This is a genomic window from Pseudomonas serboccidentalis (assembly GCF_028830055.1).
Lineage (GTDB): Bacteria > Pseudomonadota > Gammaproteobacteria > Pseudomonadales > Pseudomonadaceae > Aquipseudomonas > Aquipseudomonas serboccidentalis.
The window spans coordinates 618871-634169 of sequence record NZ_CP101655.1 but is presented as its reverse complement, the minus strand read 5'-3'; the positions used below and the strand labels follow the sequence as shown (position 1 = coordinate 634169).

Here is a 15299-nt window from a genome sequence, read left to right as displayed (position 1 = left end):
ATGATGGCCGATTCATGAACGATCAGGAAAGGATTCCCCCGCGCGACGATCAGGCCAAGCCCCTGACGCCCGGGCCAAATACGCGCAGTCAAAGACGCGAGATTCTCTTTCCGTGAGGCTCGATGACAACGGTCGCCGAGCCAACCCTGTCCAGGTATATGGCGCACAATGACTTCTAAAAACAATCCGGCCACCGCGGTATCCGATCTGCCCCTGAGCCCTGCGGCGAACAGCCCGGCTCCGATGAAGCCATTGCCTCCTTCGCGCCCGCTGGGCACTCACCAATATCTGTACTACACCGAAACCAACACTGACCGCATCCTCGACAACCTTGACGGCCTGCGTGATCTGGTGTTCCCGCGCCCGCCGCACCTGGAAGGTGACAACGAGCAGCACAACGATCAGGAGTTTCCGTCGGTGTGCCTGATCGGCCTCGGTCGCTGCGGTTCGAACATCGCCCTCGACGTCGCGGAGCTGGTGTACAACGCCCGCAAGTTCTACCTCAACGAATTCAACAACGAAGACCGTGCGACGGAGCGGCGTCTGGCCGACAAGGGCTACAGCCCGGCGCAGTGGATCAAGCACAACCTGCGCATCGGCCCGAACAAATCGAGCAAACCCGTGTTCCTGGTGGAACCGCTGGTGATGCTCGGCGACCTCGACAAGGACATCGCCGGGCGCATCCGTTTTTCGCGCAAGGGCGAGAAAAGCGGCTTTCTGCGCGACTACAGCAAAATGAAGATCATGGACTTGTCCGAAGTCCACGCCGGTGGCGCCGGTAACGCGCCGATCCTCGGCCAGTACCTGGCCAAGATCATCCTCAACAAGGACACCCAGCGTTTTTCCAGCCCCGACTGGAAAATGATCCACTCGTACCTGATCGACAGCTGCGGCATCAAGGCCAACCAGTCGCGCCTGTACTTCTCGATCTTCAGTGCCGGCGGTGGTACCGGTTCGGGCATGGCCTCGGAATTCGGTCTGGCCCAGCAGCACTCGTACATGAACAAGACGTTCGACACCAAGCCGATGGACGAGCATGACGGCAAGAGCGGGCATTCGTTCGTGTTCGAGCCGATCTTCACCAGCGGCATCTGCGTGCTGCCGAACATTTCCGACCACCGCAGTGAAATGTCCGAGGCGCTGCACATCAACGCCGGACGCCTGCTGTGCAAATACCTGTCGGAAGAATGGGATTTCTCCTACAACTTCGCCAATGAAGACAGCAGTGAAGCCAGCGTCATGGGCCGCATCCGCCCATGGAACGCGATGATGCTGATCTCCAACGACATCATGCGCTACGCCGAAGAAAGCGATGACGGCAACATCCAGAACATTGATGTCAATGCGATGGAGAAGCACGCCAACCAGTACATCTCGCAGCAGATCTTCAACATCCTGACCGCGCAGGCGGTGACCACCGATTACGACCAGAACTACTTCCGCCGCGCCGGCATCGACATCGGCGAAACCATTCGCCTGGATGCCAACGACCTGTTCATGAGCCTGGCCGGCCCGGTGGCGATCGCCTACGCCGAATCGGTGGTGCCGGAAACCCCGCCGCCGAGCAGCGACAAGTTCAAGGTGTTCGACAAAGAACCACAGCGCCTGAACATCGACGACCTGTTCTTCCGCTCGATCGACCTGCCGCACTTCAACAAGGTCACCCAGGCGATCGAAGGCATCAGCCTGCTGCCGATCGAATCCAAGCGCTATCGCGCGTCGCTGGAGCAGTACAAGAACTCCGGCTATGACGCTGCCGCCCTGCACGACCTGCACTTCTTCAAGAACTGCTCGTCGGTGGTGTCGATCGTCTCGCTGCCCAAAGACTACAAGCTGTCGTACATGGACCTGAACCGGTTGAAGACCCACCTCAACAGCCTGTTCCCCAACACCACGCTCAAGCGTTATGCGCTGGTGATCGGTGCGTCGGCCAACCTGTCGCTGACCACCCTGATCGCCAAGAGCCCGTGCCTGTCGGACGACTTCCTGACGTTGATCGTGGCGTTCATCAAGCGCTGCTTTGCGAAGACTCCGTACCGTTTCGACGAGACCCTGGACAATTCGATTCTCGACTTCATCATTCATGAAGACTTCGACGAAGAGCGCATCGACGACCTGCTCAACGAATTCGAGAACCCGGCGAAAATCCTCGACACCAACTGGTACGCGATCAAGCCGATGTACGAGAAGAAATACCGCGAGCTGATCAACGACAAGGACAAGTTCGTCTCGATCAACGACATTCGCCTGTCGCGTGATTGCGTGAAGAAGGCGATCAAGTACCTGCGCGAGATCTACCGTCACCGCATCGGCAAGACCAAGGTTATTTCCCTCAATAACCATACCGGCAAGACTTACTCGGTCTGATCACAGACCGAGTCGCGGCAATCGCGAGCAGGCTCACGCCTACAGGGGAACGCATTTCCATTGTAGGAGTGAGCCTGCTCGCGATTGGCCCTTTCAGGCCGCGCAAATCCCACCAATCCAGCATTCAGAAACAATTAAGCAGCCGTTAGGCTGCTCAATAAACTGTGCCCGTTACGTTTACGTCACCGTTATGCCACCCACGCTTGTGGCGTTTCTCTACGGCAACGTGCCATCACGCTACTCGGCTACACACTTTCCTACAGACGAAGCACGCACCATCAAGGTGCAACCGCTCAGACCTGCGCCCTTTCCTGGATCAGAATCCACGGACTGACCACCACCGCCCACAGCGCGGGATCGCGTTCGAAAATATCCAGCGCCCGCGTTTCAGACAGCTTGGCGACCTTGTCTTCGGCCAGCCAGGCGGCGACTTTCTCGCCATCATCCGAGGCCACGGCTTCGGCGGCGGCGATCAAATCCAGGGCCGGGTCGACCCACAATAGGGCACCCTTGGCGAAGAACGGCTCCAGCTCTTTCCAGGTAATAGATGCGGTTTCACCAAGCAGCTTGGCATAGAGGGTGCTAGGTTCTTGATTCATGGGACTGTCCGGAAAAGAAATCGACGCGAATGATAACGTCGGTGGTCCGGCAGCAAAACCCGGTTGCAAATGGCTTCACCGAACGAAAAGAGCAGGAACGCCAAGGAATGCTGCTGTTTGGGGCATAAGCCCCACGAAAGCCCCGCCGCAATTCTGTCTTTTTCATTCAAAAATGCGACACCCACAAGTTTTGCCCCCTGGCGCCAGCTTCCCAGGCCAACAACCGGCGCTCTACACTGTACCGGTACAGTTGCCGGGGGCATTTCCGGAGGGTATCGCAAAGATATCTGACCCGGTTCTGCTGCTACGGCGCCAGAACTCAAAAAAAATACAACAGTAAGAGTGGAGCACTATGACTAAGGCTACTAAGCAGATTTCCAAACTGTTTGCCGCTATGGTTCTGGCCGGGGTTGCCAGCCATTCGTTCGCAGCTGACACCATCAAGATCGGTATCGCCGGCCCTAAAACCGGTCCTGTAGCCCAATACGGCGACATGCAGTTCAGTGGCGCGAAAATGGCCATCGAGCAAATCAACGCCAAGGGCGGCGTCGACGGCAAGAAACTCGAAGCCGTTGAATACGATGACGCGTGCGATCCGAAACAAGCCGTAGCGGTCGCGAACAAGGTCGTCAACGACGGCGTCAAGTTCGTGGTCGGTCACCTGTGCTCCAGCTCCACCCAGCCTGCTTCGGACATCTACGAAGACGAAGGCGTGATCATGATCACCCCGGCTGCCACCAGCCCGGACATCACCACCCGTGGTTACAAAATGGTCTTCCGCACCATCGGTCTGGACAGCGCCCAGGGCCCTGCCGCCGGTAACTACATCGCCGACCACGTGAAGCCGAAAATCGTTGCCGTGCTGCACGACAAACAGCAATACGGTGAAGGCATCGCCACCGCTGTCAAAGCCACCCTGGAGAAGAAAGGCGTGAAAGTCGCCGTGTTCGAAGGCGTCAACGCCGGCGACAAGGACTTCTCCTCGATGATCGCCAAACTCAAGCAAGCCAACGTCGACTTCGTTTACTACGGCGGCTACCACCCGGAGCTGGGTCTGATCCTGCGTCAATCCCAGGAAAAAGGCCTGAAAGCCAAGTTCATGGGTCCGGAAGGCGTGGGTAACGACTCCATTTCGCAGATCGCCAAAGACGCCTCCGAAGGCCTGCTGGTGACCCTGCCGAAATCCTTTGACCAGGATCCGGCCAACGTTGCCCTGGCAGATGCATTCAAGGCGAAGAAAGAAGACCCGAGCGGCCCGTTCGTGTTCCCTTCCTACTCGGCGGTTGAAGTGATTGCCGGCGGTATTGCCGCGGCCAAATCCGAAGACACTGCCAAAGTGGCTGAAGCCATTCACGCCGGCACCTTCAAGACCCCGACTGGCGACCTGAGCTTCGACGCCAAGGGCGACCTGAAGGACTTCAAATTTGTGGTTTACGAGTGGCACTTCGGCAAACCAAAAACTGAAGTTTCGCCTCAGTAAGGCGCGCCCTGACTGACTGCCAATAAAGCCCACGGCGTGCCGTGGGCTTTGTTTTACGAATGTATGGGCCGCGCTGGCGTGATCCGCCAGTCTCCCCACCTGAAAATCTCAAAACCGTCATCAGCGGTTCGCTGGCAAAACCCGGATTCGAAGTGGATAAAGATCCACGGGGCCGGGCGGGAAAATGACTCCACCAGTGAAATGCGTATCAGGTTTTTAGGAGCGTTGTAATGCCTGACCTCTATCACTTCTTCCAACAGCTGGTTAATGGCCTGACCATTGGCAGCACGTATGCCCTGATCGCCATCGGCTATACGATGGTTTACGGCATCATTGGAATGATCAACTTCGCCCACGGCGAGGTGTACATGATCGGTTCCTACGTGGCGTTCATCGCCATCGCCGGGCTGGCCATGATGGGAATCGACAACGTCCCGCTGTTGATGACCGCTGCCTTCATCGCGAGCATCGTCGTGACAAGTTCGTACGGTTACAGCATCGAACGGATCGCCTACCGCCCCCTGCGCGGCAGCAACCGTCTGATCCCGCTGATCTCCGCCATCGGTATGTCGATCTTCCTGCAGAACACGGTTCTGCTGGCGCAAGACTCCAAGGACAAATCCATCCCCAACCTGATCCCTGGGAACATTTCCATCGGGCCAGGTGGCGCACATGAAGTGCTGATTTCCTACATGCAAATCGTGGTGTTCGTGGTGACCCTGGTCGCCATGCTCGGCCTCACGCTGTTCATCTCCCGCTCTCGCCTGGGCCGCGCCTGCCGCGCCTGTGCCGAAGACATCAAGATGGCCAACCTGCTGGGCATCAACACCAACAACATCATCGCCCTGACCTTCGTCATCGGCGCTGCGCTGGCGGCCGTCGCGGCCGTGCTGCTGAGCATGCAGTACGGCGTGATCAACCCGAACGCCGGCTTCCTCGTCGGCCTCAAGGCCTTCACCGCCGCAGTACTGGGCGGTATCGGCAGCATCCCCGGCGCCATGCTCGGCGGGCTGGTGCTGGGGGTGGCGGAAGCGTTCGGTGCCGATATCTTCGGCGACCAGTACAAGGACGTCGTGGCTTTCGGCTTGTTGGTTCTGGTGCTGTTGTTCCGTCCGACCGGCATTCTGGGCCGTCCGGAGGTTGAGAAAGTATGACTAGGAATCTTAAACAGGCACTGTTCAGTGCCTTGCTGGTGTGGGCTGTGGCCTACCCGGTACTCGGTCTGAAACTGACCATCGTCGGCATCAACCTCGAAGTGCACGGCACCAGCCCGGCCATTCTGGCGACCATCGCCGTGTGCTCGGTGCTGATGTTCCTGCGGGTGCTGTTCAACCAGCAGATCAGCAAGGCGTGGAAATCCTCGCCGGGCCTGCCGTTGATCCCGGCCAAGGCCAGCAACTTCCTGACCCTGCCGACCACTCAACGCTACATCATCATCGCGCTGATCCTCGGTGCGCTGGTCTGGCCGTTCTTCGGCTCCCGTGGCGCGGTAGACATCGCAACGCTGATCCTGATCTACGTGATGCTCGGCCTGGGCCTGAACATCGTGGTCGGTCTGGCCGGTCTGCTCGACCTGGGTTACGTCGGCTTCTACGCCGTCGGCGCCTACAGCTACGCGCTGCTGTCGCACTACTACGGCCTGAGCTTCTGGATCTGCCTGCCGATTGCCGGCCTGATGGCGGCGACGTTCGGCTTCCTGCTGGGCTTCCCGGTGTTGCGTCTGCGCGGTGACTACCTGGCGATCGTGACCCTCGGCTTCGGCGAGATCATCCGTCTGTTCCTGCGCAACCTGACCGACATCACCGGCGGTCCGAACGGCATCAGCAACATCGAGAAACCGACGTTCTTCGGCCTGACCTTCGAACGCAAAACCGCGGAAGGCATGCAAACCTTCCACGAGTACTTCGGCCTCGAATACAACTCGATCAACAAGGTGATTTTCCTCTACCTGGTTGCGTTGTTGCTGGCGCTGGCGGCGCTGTTCATCATCAACCGTCTGCTGCGCATGCCGATCGGCCGTGCGTGGGAAGCGCTGCGTGAAGATGAAATCGCCTGCCGCGCACTGGGTCTGAATCCGACGATCATCAAGCTGTCGGCGTTCACCCTGGGGGCGAGCTTCGCCGGTTTCGCCGGTAGCTTCTTCGCCGCCCGTCAGGGCCTGGTGACCCCGGAATCGTTCACCTTCATCGAGTCGGCGATCATCCTCGCCATCGTTGTGCTGGGTGGCATGGGCTCGCAGCTGGGCGTGATTCTCGCCGCCGTGGTGATGATCCTGTTGCCGGAAATGATGCGTGAGTTCAGCGAATACCGGATGTTGATGTTCGGTGCGCTGATGGTGTTGATGATGATCTGGCGTCCACAAGGTCTGCTGCCGATGCAACGCCCACACATGGAGTTGCGAAAATGAGCCGCGAGATCTTGAAAGTCGAAAACCTGAGCATGCGCTTCGGCGGCTTGCTCGCGGTCAATGGCGTGGCCCTGACCGTGAAGGAAAAACAGGTGGTTGCATTGATCGGCCCGAACGGCGCCGGCAAGACCACCGTGTTCAACTGCCTGACCGGTTTCTATCAGCCAACGGGCGGCAGCATTTTGCTGGACGGCGAGCCGATTCAGGGCCTGCCGGGGCACAAGATCGCCCTCAAAGGCGTGGTGCGCACCTTCCAGAACGTGCGGTTGTTCAAGGACATGACGGCGGTCGAGAACCTGTTGATCGCCCAGCACCGTCACCTGAACACCAACTTCCTGTCCGGCCTGTTCAAAACCCCGGCGTTCCGCAAAAGCGAGCGCGAGGCGATGGAATTCGCCGAGTACTGGCTGGAAAAGGTCAACCTCAAAGAATTCGCCAACCGTACCGCCGGCACCCTGGCCTACGGTCAGCAACGGCGTCTGGAAATCGCGCGTTGCATGATGACCCGCCCACGGATCCTCATGCTCGACGAACCGGCAGCCGGTCTGAACCCGAAGGAAACCGAAGACCTCAAGGCGCTGATCAGCGTGCTGCGTGAGGAGCACAACGTGACCGTGCTGCTGATCGAACACGACATGAAACTGGTCATGAGCATTTCCGACCACATCGTCGTGATCAACCAGGGCACACCTCTGGCCGACGGCACGCCGGATCAGATCCGCGACAATCCTGAAGTGATCAAAGCCTACCTGGGGGAAGCGTAAATGCTGCAGTTCGAAAACGTTTCCACCTTCTACGGCAAGATCCAGGCCCTGCACAGCGTCAACGTCGAAGTCCGTCAGGGCGAGATCGTGACCCTGATCGGCGCCAACGGTGCCGGCAAGTCCACGCTGCTGATGACGCTCTGCGGTTCACCGCAGGCGCACAGCGGCAGCATCCGCTACATGGGTGAGGAACTGGTCGGCCAGGACTCGTCGCAGATCATGCGTAAAAGCATCGCGGTGGTGCCGGAAGGTCGTCGGGTGTTTGCCCGTCTGACCGTCGAAGAGAACCTGTCCATGGGCGGTTTCTTCACCGACAAGGGCGACTATCAGGCGCAGATGGACAAGGTCCTCGGCCTGTTCCCGCGCCTCAAAGAACGCTTCAACCAGCGCGGCGGCACCATGTCCGGCGGCGAACAGCAGATGCTCGCCATCGGCCGGGCGCTGATGAGCAAGCCGAAACTGCTGCTGCTCGACGAGCCGTCGCTGGGCCTGGCACCGATCATCATCCAGCAGATCTTCGACATCATCGAACAACTGCGCAAGGACGGTGTGACGGTGTTCCTGGTCGAGCAGAACGCCAACCAGGCCTTGAAAATCGCTGACCGTGCGTACGTTCTGGAGAACGGCCGTGTGGTGATGCAAGGCACCGGTGAAGCGCTACTGACCGACCCGAAAGTGCGCGAGGCGTATCTGGGCGGTTGATGCTTTTCGCTGAACAAAAAAACGGCCTTCGCAGGCCGTTTTTTTGTATTTTGAATTCAACACCGATCCCCTGTGGGAGCGAGCCTGCTCGCGATATCGGTGTGTCATTCAACATCACTGTGTCGGACACGACGCCATCGCGAGCAGGCTCACTCCTACAGGGAATTAATACGGATTGCAGTGCTGCGCCACCGCCGTCGCCTGATCGACATAAGGCCGTGCCGGCTCAAGGTTCCACTCAGGCTTGTTCCTCACAGGCTTGCCGTCGTAGACCGCCGCCAGGTGGCAGACCATCTGCCGACGCAACGAGCCGCCATTGACGCTGTACTCGCGCCACTGCTGATCGTCCTTGTGCTTGTTGTACAGCTCGGCAAACATCCGGTCGGTCTGGTCATCCTTGATCGCGCGGCCGCACGCGGTCGGCACTACCGTGAGCGACCAGGTGTTCGGCCCCAGTTTCGGATCGGGACGTTGTACCCAGGTGCTGGACTCGATGTACTTGTCGCAGAACTTCGGTTCAGTCGGTGTCGAGGTCTGGATGCACGAGAACGAGGCCTTGGCGACCGGAGTTCTCGGGAAGTCGATCTTGATGATATTGCGGTCCTTGCCGGTCTTGGCCTTGTAGTCCTTTTGATTGGCCAGCGCGTCGTTCAGGCCGCGCTGATCGCTGTAGAAGAACGCCAGCACCGGCAGTTCATCGGTTTTCGGATTGCCCAGGCGCAGTTCGGTCTGAGTTTGAAACTCACGACTGTTGATGACTTTGCGCGCGCCCATGAAGTTGCGAAAGGCGTCGACCCGTTCCTTGCTGCTCATCGGATTGCGCATGTTGAAGCCACACTGCAACTGGTCCTGCTGCCGATTGTTGTTGTACTGGGTAAAGTGCGCGACCCAGGCATTCGGCGTCGAAACAGGCGGCTTCATGGCCTGGCAGACCGCCTCGGTCGGGGCGGTGTTTTTGTTGTCGCCACAGCCACGGTCGTTGCGAAAGTCGGTCCAGGCATCGTTGGGAAACGCACAATAGACGTGCACCGGTGTTTCCGGGTCGCGCACCAGATCCCGAGGGGTAATCAGATAACCGTTCTGCGTGCTCATGCCGGGGTCTTCATAACTGATGCCGTCGGCCCGCATGTAGGAGGCGGCAAACGTCCCCAGCTCCACGGCTTTCGGGCTGGGATTCCACACGTCCCATTTCTGCCCCTTGGCCGGATCAGCCCGGTGCGTGCCGCGCACCAGTAGCCCCGAGCAGTCCGAGGCGGGGTCCTGCCCGCAACTGTCGACGGTGTTGTTGTACAACGTTTCGACCTTTTTCAGCGTCTCGGCACATGACTCGGCATTGGCCCAGGCGGGGTGCAACAGCAGCGGTACCAACAGCAGTGGAACGGTCCTGATCAGACTTTTCTTCATGGCTTGCATCTCCTTGATTAGCCAACACACACACTCAACGCGGGACCGGGTTGCAACCCGCGGCGCGAGTTTCGCTGTCCGACAACGCCGGCCTGAACGGCTCCAGATTCCATGGCGTCTTGTTACGGTAATTGACCAGCACGCAGCTCAATTGCTGGCGCATGCTGCCGGCGGATTTTTCGTTGTCACGCCAGTTGCTGTCCGCGCCCTTGAGCGCGAACAACTGATCGTACAAAGCCCCGGCCTGATCGTTGGGCAAGGCGCGCCCCGTCGCGGTGGGCACGATGCTCAGGCTCCATTCATCCTGGCGGGTGCCGGGGTCGTAACGTTTGATCCAGTCGGCGGAGGCGATGTATTGCGGGGCCTGGACCGGCACCGGATTGCAACCGGCCTTCGCCGCGTCCTGCGGGCTGACCACGGGGCGGAACGGCTCCAGATTCCACTCGGTCTTGACCGGATAGTTCTGCACCAGACAGCTCAGTTGCTGACGCATGCTGCCCGCCGCTTTCTCGTTGTCGCGCCACTGGCTGTCAGTGCCACGCAGGGCCAACAATTCCTTGTACACGGCCTCTTGGTCAGTGGCCTGAGCCGCCTTGCCCTGCGCCGTCGGCGTGACCTTGAGCGACCATTCGTTTTTCCGGGTGCCCGGGTCGTAACGCTCGATCCACACGGCATCCGCGATGTACTTGGGCGCCGGGGCGCCAGCCACGACCATCTCGTCGATTGCCTGATCGGCGGCGACATAACTGAAACGCCGCTCGGCAGGTTGGGTGAAATCCAGGCGCAGGATCGGCACGCTGTAGCCCTGGGCCTTGAGTTTCTTCTGGAAATTGCGCGCGCTGTTCAGGCCGTTCTCCGGTTTCGGCGGAGCCTGATCACCGCGCGTGGCGAAGTTCTGCGTGCTGTTGACGTTGTAGATAAAGGCGTCGATGTACTTCATGTTTTCGCTGCCGTCGTTGGTCGCGGTGGCGTTCTTCAACATGAATTCGTTGACCTGGGCACTGAAGGCAAAGGGGTCTTTGTTGGTCGTGTTCGGGCGCGACTCGTGCACCCGGATCATCGCCTGCCAGTCGCCGGGTTTTTCCGCGTTCCACGAGCACTGACCGTACTGGATCGGCCCTTTCATCAGACCGGTGTATTTCTGCGTCCATTGCTCGGCGGTGGTCACCCCGGCCTCGGCACAGGTGCCATAGGCCAGCGCGGCATTGCGGTTGTTCATCGTGCCTTGCGCAGCGCGCGGCGGTTCGCGGCTGTCAAAGAAACCGCAGCCGTACCACTTGCGCTCCGGCCCGGTGCCGCCATCGAAGGCATAGATGCAGGTAAAGCCCTGCTCCTTGACCGGCAGCTTCAGCGCCGCCGCATCGGTGGGCGTGCGCAGGATGAACCCGGCCGGGTGGATGAGAATCCGCGTGCTCAGGTCCTTGCGGATCCACGAATAGGACGTCGCACCAATCTTGATCGCGTAGGGGCTGTAATCCCACGGATTGAACGGCCCGTCGTTGACCATGCGCAAGGTCACGCCACTGCAGTAATACAGCCCGCGCGCGGCGCCGGTGTCGGGTTCCTGGCAGTTGTCCTTGAGAGTGTTGTAGTTGTGGTTGATGCGCGTGAGCGTGTCCAGTGGATCGGGGTGTGGCTGGGCGTGAACCGTGGAGAGCAACAGGGGCAGCGTGCAGGCCAGAGCAAACGATGAAACCTTGCGCGATAGCGCAGCAGAGTCTGAGCGATCCTTCGTCATGAGATACCGTCCTGGTAAATCGGCCTGTCAACGTGGCCGTTGAAATGACTATAGAACAGGAGGGAGTGAACACAATCACTGGGGGAGCGAGCCTGCTCGCGAATGCGGTGGGTCATTGAACATCAATGGCGTCTGACACTACGCCTTCGCGAGCAGGCTCGCTCCCACAGGGGGAATACAGGGTTCTGAAAAATTTCTAAAAAAGTTTCGGGTCGGCTGTAACGCATCGCCATGAGCTTTCTCTAGTGGGGTAAGCAAGCGCACTTCGCTTGCAAAACCCAAGCTCAAACCTGGAGAAACATCATGACTGCTACCACCCGCACCCTGTCCGCTACCGCCCTGGTTCTGGCCCTTGGCTCTGCCCTGAGCATGGCCGCCATATCAACCGTCCACGCCGCTGATGCCGACATGGAGAAATGCTTCGGCGTGGCCATGAAAGGTCACAACGATTGCGCCGCCGGTGCAGGCACCACCTGCGCCGGTACGTCGAAAATGGACTACCAGGCCAACGCTTGGAAACTCGTGCCGAAAGGCACCTGTGCCACCACCGAGAGCAAGACCTCGCCGACCGGTTTCGGTCAGATGCAAGCGTTCAAAGCCAAGTCCTGATCCACGGCCAGCCTGAGTGACGATCATGTTCACCCTCGACGAACCTGTCCCGACCCGCACTCAGGCAGCCCTCCCCGGGCTCCCGCGCCGTGCCGGGCTGGGGCTCAAGACCGGGCACTTTCGTGAAGTGCTCGGTTCGCTACCGGATCTCGGTTTCTTCGAAGTCCACGCCGAAAACTACATGGTGGACGGCGGTCCGTTTCATCACTTTCTCGGTTTGATCCGCGAGCAGTATCCGCTGTCACTGCACGGCGTCGGACTGTCCATCGGGGCCGAAGGGCCACTGGACGTTCAGCACCTGCAACGCCTGAAGCAGCTGATCGAGCGTTATCAACCGCAATCCTTTTCCGAACACCTGGCCTGGTCGAGCCACGGCCCGGTGTTTCTCAATGACCTGCTGCCGCTGGCCTATGACATGCCGACCCTGAACCGGGTCTGCGCGCACATCGACCAGGTGCAGAACACCCTCAAGCGCCCGATGCTGCTGGAAAACCCGGCGACCTATCTGGCGTTCCAGCGCTCGACCATCGATGAGCCGGACTTCATCGCCGAAGTGGTGCGGCGCAGCGGTTGCGGTCTGCTGCTGGACGTCAATAACGTCTACGTCTCGTGCATCAATCATCAACGCGATCCACTGGCTTACCTCGACGCCCTGCCGTTGCAGGCCGTGGGCGAAATTCATCTGGCCGGATTTGCCGAAGACAACGACAGCCTCGGCGAGCGCTTGCTCATCGACGATCACGGTGCGCCGATCGATCAAGCGGTGTGGGCCTTGTACCGGCAAGCGCTGCACCGCACCGGCGCGGTGGCGACTCTGATCGAGCGCGACAATCAACTGCCAGCGTTCAATGTGTTGCTGGCCGAGGCACGGCAGGCCGACGAAATATTGCTCGACGCGGGAGTCCGGTCATGAGCACTCAAGCGGCTTTTGCTGCCGCCCTGCTCGACCCGCAACGGCCCTGCCCCGAGGGTTTGTGCTGCGCCAACGGTGCCGATCCGGCCAGCCGATTTTCGGTGTACCGCAACAATGTGCAGGGTTCATTGATCAATGCCTTGGCGGACAGTTATCCGGTGGTGCAGCAATTGGTCGGCGAGGAGTTCTTCCGCGCCATGGCTGCCGTTTTCGTCCAACAGCAACCACCACACAGCCCGTTGATGAGTCGTTATGGCGAAGCGCTGCCAGCCTTCATCGACGCCTTCGAACCGGCCGCGAGCGTGCCGTATCTGGCCGATGTGGCACGTCTGGAACGCCTGCGCACCTGTGCCTATCACGCCGCCGATGCGCTGCCGGTGCACCCGCAACAGATCACCGCAGCACTCGCCGAGCCCGATGGGCTGAGCGAGCTGCGCATCAAGCTTCATCCGTCCCTGCACCTGCTGGATTCGAACCACGCCGTGGTCGCGATCTGGGCCGCGCATCAGGGTGATGCAACGCTGGCCGGCATCGACATCCACCACGGACAACACGCCTTGGTGTTGCGCAACGGTCTCGACGTCGAGGTGTTGGCCCTCGAACCCGGCGCCAGCGCGTTTCTGCGTCACCTGCTCGATGGCCAGCCGCTGTTGGCAGCCGCACAAAACAGCCCGCCATTCGACCTCAGCCACACCCTCGCGCTGCTGATTGCGCACCACGCCATCGTTGACCTGAATGACAAGGAATCGCCATGAACAACCTCATCGCCCACGCCATTGCGCTGCTGGAGAAAATCCCCCATAGCCTGATCGCTTTCATCGCGCGTTTTTCGATTGCCGCGGTGTTCTGGAAGTCCGGGCAGACCAAGGTCGAAGGCCTGGCCATTGACCTGATCGACGGCACCGCTCAACTCGGCTGGCCACACTTGGCGGACTCGACCATTCCACTGTTCAAAAGCGAGTACCACGTGCCGCTGCTGTCACCGGAAATCGCCGCACACCTGGCAGCGTTCGCCGAGCACTTCTTTCCGGTGCTGATCCTGATCGGCTTCGCCACACGGTTTTCCGCACTGGCGCTGCTGGGCATGACCCTGACTATTCAGCTGTTCGTGTACCCGGATGCCTATCCGACTCACGGCACCTGGGCGGCGGTGCTGCTGTACCTGATGGCGACCGGGCCGGGGAAATTGTCGATCGATCATCTGATTGCCAGACACTACAACCGCTGATTTCAATGTAGGAGCTGCCGAAGGCTGCGATCTTTTGATCTGGCTTGTAAAAAACCAAATCAAAAGATCGCAGCCTTCGGCAGCTCCTCCTACAGGGAATGGGTTAACAAGGACGGTTAGCGCTGAAGGCGATCCAGCGCCTCGCCACTGCGCTTGAACCAGCCAATCAGATAATCCGCCAGTACTTGCGTGCGTTTGGGCAAACCACCCTGATACGGATGCACCAGGTACATCGGCATGCGTCGGGTCTGATAGTCCCGCAACAACCAGCACAAACGCCCGTCAGCCAGTTCCGTCTGCAACAGGTACGACGGCAGGCGGGCGATGCCGGCGCCGGCCAGAGCGGCTTTCTTCAGCAGGTTGTAGTGGTTGCTGGCGAACGGACCGGAAACCCGTACCCTGAGCAGTTCATGCTGTTGGTGATACAGCCACTCTTCGCGACCGCTGTAGTGACTGTTGAGCAGGCAACGGTGTTCGACCAGCTCTTGCGGAGTCAGCGGCTCGCCAAACTGTGCAAGATAGGCCGGGCTGGCGCAGGTCATTTCCTGCCAGGCCAGCAAGGGTTTGGCCACCAGGCGCTCGTCATTGGCCACCTCGGTGCGGATTGCCAGATCGAAGCCATCCCGTGAAAGATCGCGATAGTGATTATTCAGCTCCAGCTCGATCTGCACCTCGGGGTATTGTTGCGAAAACTCCAGCAGCAATCCGTCGAAGAAGGTTTCCCCCAGCGATACCGGCACCGTCATCCGCACCGGCCCGGCCATGTCATCCTTCAAGCGCGCCAGCGCCTGACGCGCCCGCTCCACCTGCACCACCAGCGCCTGGGCTTGCGGCAACAATGCGGCACCCGCCGCCGTCAGGCTCAAACGGCGGGTGGTGCGTTGCAGCAATACCACGCAAAACTGCGCTTCCAACTGGCTGATGCGCTTGGACAACTGGCCCTTGCTGCAGCCCAATTGCTGCGCCGCCAGGGTAAAACTGCCCGCCTCGATCAACACCGCAAACGCCGCCAGATCATCCATTTCGCTCATGGATTGTTTCCATTTGAAAACCAAAGGTTGCCTATTAGTGCGCTTATCCGCAGAAAA

Annotated in this window: 14 protein-coding genes; 10 read left to right on the top strand and 4 right to left on the bottom strand. The window is 59.7% G+C overall.

Going from position 1 to position 15299, the window contains the following annotated elements; all coding sequences use genetic code 11:
• The first annotated feature begins 168 nt into the window (after nucleotides 1–168).
• On the top strand, nucleotides 169–2367 hold the full coding sequence (locus tag NN484_RS02835; protein ID WP_274658547.1) for a hypothetical protein: 2199 nt from the start codon (nucleotides 169–171) through the stop codon (nucleotides 2365–2367).
• A gap of 293 nt (nucleotides 2368–2660) precedes the next feature.
• Here the strand turns inward: NN484_RS02835 and NN484_RS02830 are convergent, their stop codons facing one another.
• Nucleotides 2661–2966 carry a DUF2288 domain-containing protein gene (locus NN484_RS02830; RefSeq protein WP_127649662.1) on the bottom strand — a complete coding sequence of 102 codons (306 nt, stop codon included), beginning with the start codon at nucleotides 2964–2966 and terminating at the stop codon, nucleotides 2661–2663.
• A 352-nt stretch (nucleotides 2967–3318) separates the two neighbouring features.
• Between NN484_RS02830 and NN484_RS02825 the strand changes: the two genes are divergently transcribed.
• The 5 genes from NN484_RS02825 to NN484_RS02805 all read left to right on the top strand — a co-directional run bounded on the left by NN484_RS02825 (nucleotide 3319) and on the right by NN484_RS02805 (nucleotide 8319).
• Nucleotides 3319–4446 (top strand): branched-chain amino acid ABC transporter substrate-binding protein, encoded by a 1128-nt coding sequence (locus NN484_RS02825; RefSeq protein WP_215501498.1) that lies wholly within the window; start codon nucleotides 3319–3321, stop codon nucleotides 4444–4446.
• 230 nt (nucleotides 4447–4676) lie between these two features.
• Nucleotides 4677–5600 carry a high-affinity branched-chain amino acid ABC transporter permease LivH gene (livH, locus tag NN484_RS02820; protein ID WP_127649660.1) on the top strand — a complete coding sequence of 308 codons (924 nt, stop codon included), beginning with the start codon at nucleotides 4677–4679 and terminating at the stop codon, nucleotides 5598–5600.
• Nucleotides 5597–6853, top strand: a complete 1257-nt coding sequence (locus NN484_RS02815) for a high-affinity branched-chain amino acid ABC transporter permease LivM (RefSeq protein ID WP_274658546.1) — start codon at nucleotides 5597–5599, stop codon at nucleotides 6851–6853. Before livH ends, NN484_RS02815 begins: the two co-directional genes overlap by 4 nt.
• Entirely contained in the window at nucleotides 6850–7617 is a 768-nt protein-coding gene (gene livG, locus NN484_RS02810; RefSeq protein WP_127649658.1) for a high-affinity branched-chain amino acid ABC transporter ATP-binding protein LivG, read from the top strand. Before NN484_RS02815 ends, livG begins: the two co-directional genes overlap by 4 nt.
• Entirely contained in the window at nucleotides 7618–8319 is a 702-nt protein-coding gene (locus NN484_RS02805) for an ABC transporter ATP-binding protein (RefSeq protein WP_064586349.1), read from the top strand.
• A 165-nt stretch (nucleotides 8320–8484) separates the two neighbouring features.
• Here the strand turns inward: NN484_RS02805 and NN484_RS02800 are convergent, their stop codons facing one another.
• Nucleotides 8485–9723: a DUF2599 domain-containing protein gene (locus tag NN484_RS02800; protein WP_127649655.1), complete on the bottom strand. Its 1239-nt coding sequence runs from the start codon at nucleotides 9721–9723 to the stop codon at nucleotides 8485–8487.
• 34 nt (nucleotides 9724–9757) lie between these two features.
• On the bottom strand, nucleotides 9758–11461 hold the full coding sequence (locus NN484_RS02795) for a DUF2599 domain-containing protein (RefSeq protein ID WP_215501497.1): 1704 nt from the start codon (nucleotides 11459–11461) through the stop codon (nucleotides 9758–9760).
• Between the two features lie 303 nt (nucleotides 11462–11764).
• On the opposite strand from NN484_RS02795, the gene NN484_RS02790 reads away from it, so the two are divergent.
• Genes NN484_RS02790 through NN484_RS02775 form a run of 4 tightly spaced genes read left to right on the top strand, consistent with a single transcriptional unit; the run spans nucleotide 11765 to nucleotide 14211 of the window.
• Entirely contained in the window at nucleotides 11765–12070 is a 306-nt protein-coding gene (locus NN484_RS02790; protein WP_215501496.1) for a BufA1 family periplasmic bufferin-type metallophore, read from the top strand.
• A 25-nt stretch (nucleotides 12071–12095) separates the two neighbouring features.
• Nucleotides 12096–12983, top strand: coding sequence for an MNIO family bufferin maturase (gene bufB, locus NN484_RS02785; RefSeq protein ID WP_215501495.1), 888 nt, complete (start codon nucleotides 12096–12098; stop codon nucleotides 12981–12983).
• On the top strand, nucleotides 12980–13738 hold the full coding sequence (locus tag NN484_RS02780; protein WP_215501494.1) for an HvfC/BufC N-terminal domain-containing protein: 759 nt from the start codon (nucleotides 12980–12982) through the stop codon (nucleotides 13736–13738). The genes bufB and NN484_RS02780 overlap by 4 nt, the downstream gene beginning before the upstream one ends.
• Nucleotides 13735–14211, top strand: a complete 477-nt coding sequence (locus NN484_RS02775) for a DoxX family protein (protein WP_215501493.1) — start codon at nucleotides 13735–13737, stop codon at nucleotides 14209–14211. The genes NN484_RS02780 and NN484_RS02775 overlap by 4 nt, the downstream gene beginning before the upstream one ends.
• Before the next feature lie 116 nt (nucleotides 14212–14327).
• Here the strand turns inward: NN484_RS02775 and NN484_RS02770 are convergent, their stop codons facing one another.
• Nucleotides 14328–15242, bottom strand: coding sequence for a LysR family transcriptional regulator (locus tag NN484_RS02770; RefSeq protein WP_215501492.1), 915 nt, complete (start codon nucleotides 15240–15242; stop codon nucleotides 14328–14330).
• Nucleotides 15243–15299 lie beyond the last annotated feature (57 nt).

Bases quoted from the DNA above. Each gene is read 5' to 3' on its own strand.
- NN484_RS02835 (WP_274658547.1), top strand. From the start codon at position 169: ATGACTTCTAAAAACAATCCGGCCACCGCGGTATCCGATCTGCCCCTG.
- NN484_RS02830 (WP_127649662.1), bottom strand. From the start codon at position 2,966: ATGAATCAAGAACCTAGCACCCTCTATGCCAAGCTGCTTGGTGAAACC.
- NN484_RS02825 (WP_215501498.1), top strand. From the start codon at position 3,319: ATGACTAAGGCTACTAAGCAGATTTCCAAACTGTTTGCCGCTATGGTT.
- livH (WP_127649660.1), top strand. From the start codon at position 4,677: ATGCCTGACCTCTATCACTTCTTCCAACAGCTGGTTAATGGCCTGACC.
- NN484_RS02815 (WP_274658546.1), top strand. From the start codon at position 5,597: ATGACTAGGAATCTTAAACAGGCACTGTTCAGTGCCTTGCTGGTGTGG.
- livG (WP_127649658.1), top strand. From the start codon at position 6,850: ATGAGCCGCGAGATCTTGAAAGTCGAAAACCTGAGCATGCGCTTCGGC.
- NN484_RS02805 (WP_064586349.1), top strand. From the start codon at position 7,618: ATGCTGCAGTTCGAAAACGTTTCCACCTTCTACGGCAAGATCCAGGCC.
- NN484_RS02800 (WP_127649655.1), bottom strand. From the start codon at position 9,723: ATGAAGAAAAGTCTGATCAGGACCGTTCCACTGCTGTTGGTACCGCTG.
- NN484_RS02795 (WP_215501497.1), bottom strand. From the start codon at position 11,461: ATGACGAAGGATCGCTCAGACTCTGCTGCGCTATCGCGCAAGGTTTCA.
- NN484_RS02790 (WP_215501496.1), top strand. From the start codon at position 11,765: ATGACTGCTACCACCCGCACCCTGTCCGCTACCGCCCTGGTTCTGGCC.
- bufB (WP_215501495.1), top strand. From the start codon at position 12,096: ATGTTCACCCTCGACGAACCTGTCCCGACCCGCACTCAGGCAGCCCTC.
- NN484_RS02780 (WP_215501494.1), top strand. From the start codon at position 12,980: ATGAGCACTCAAGCGGCTTTTGCTGCCGCCCTGCTCGACCCGCAACGG.
- NN484_RS02775 (WP_215501493.1), top strand. From the start codon at position 13,735: ATGAACAACCTCATCGCCCACGCCATTGCGCTGCTGGAGAAAATCCCC.
- NN484_RS02770 (WP_215501492.1), bottom strand. From the start codon at position 15,242: ATGAGCGAAATGGATGATCTGGCGGCGTTTGCGGTGTTGATCGAGGCG.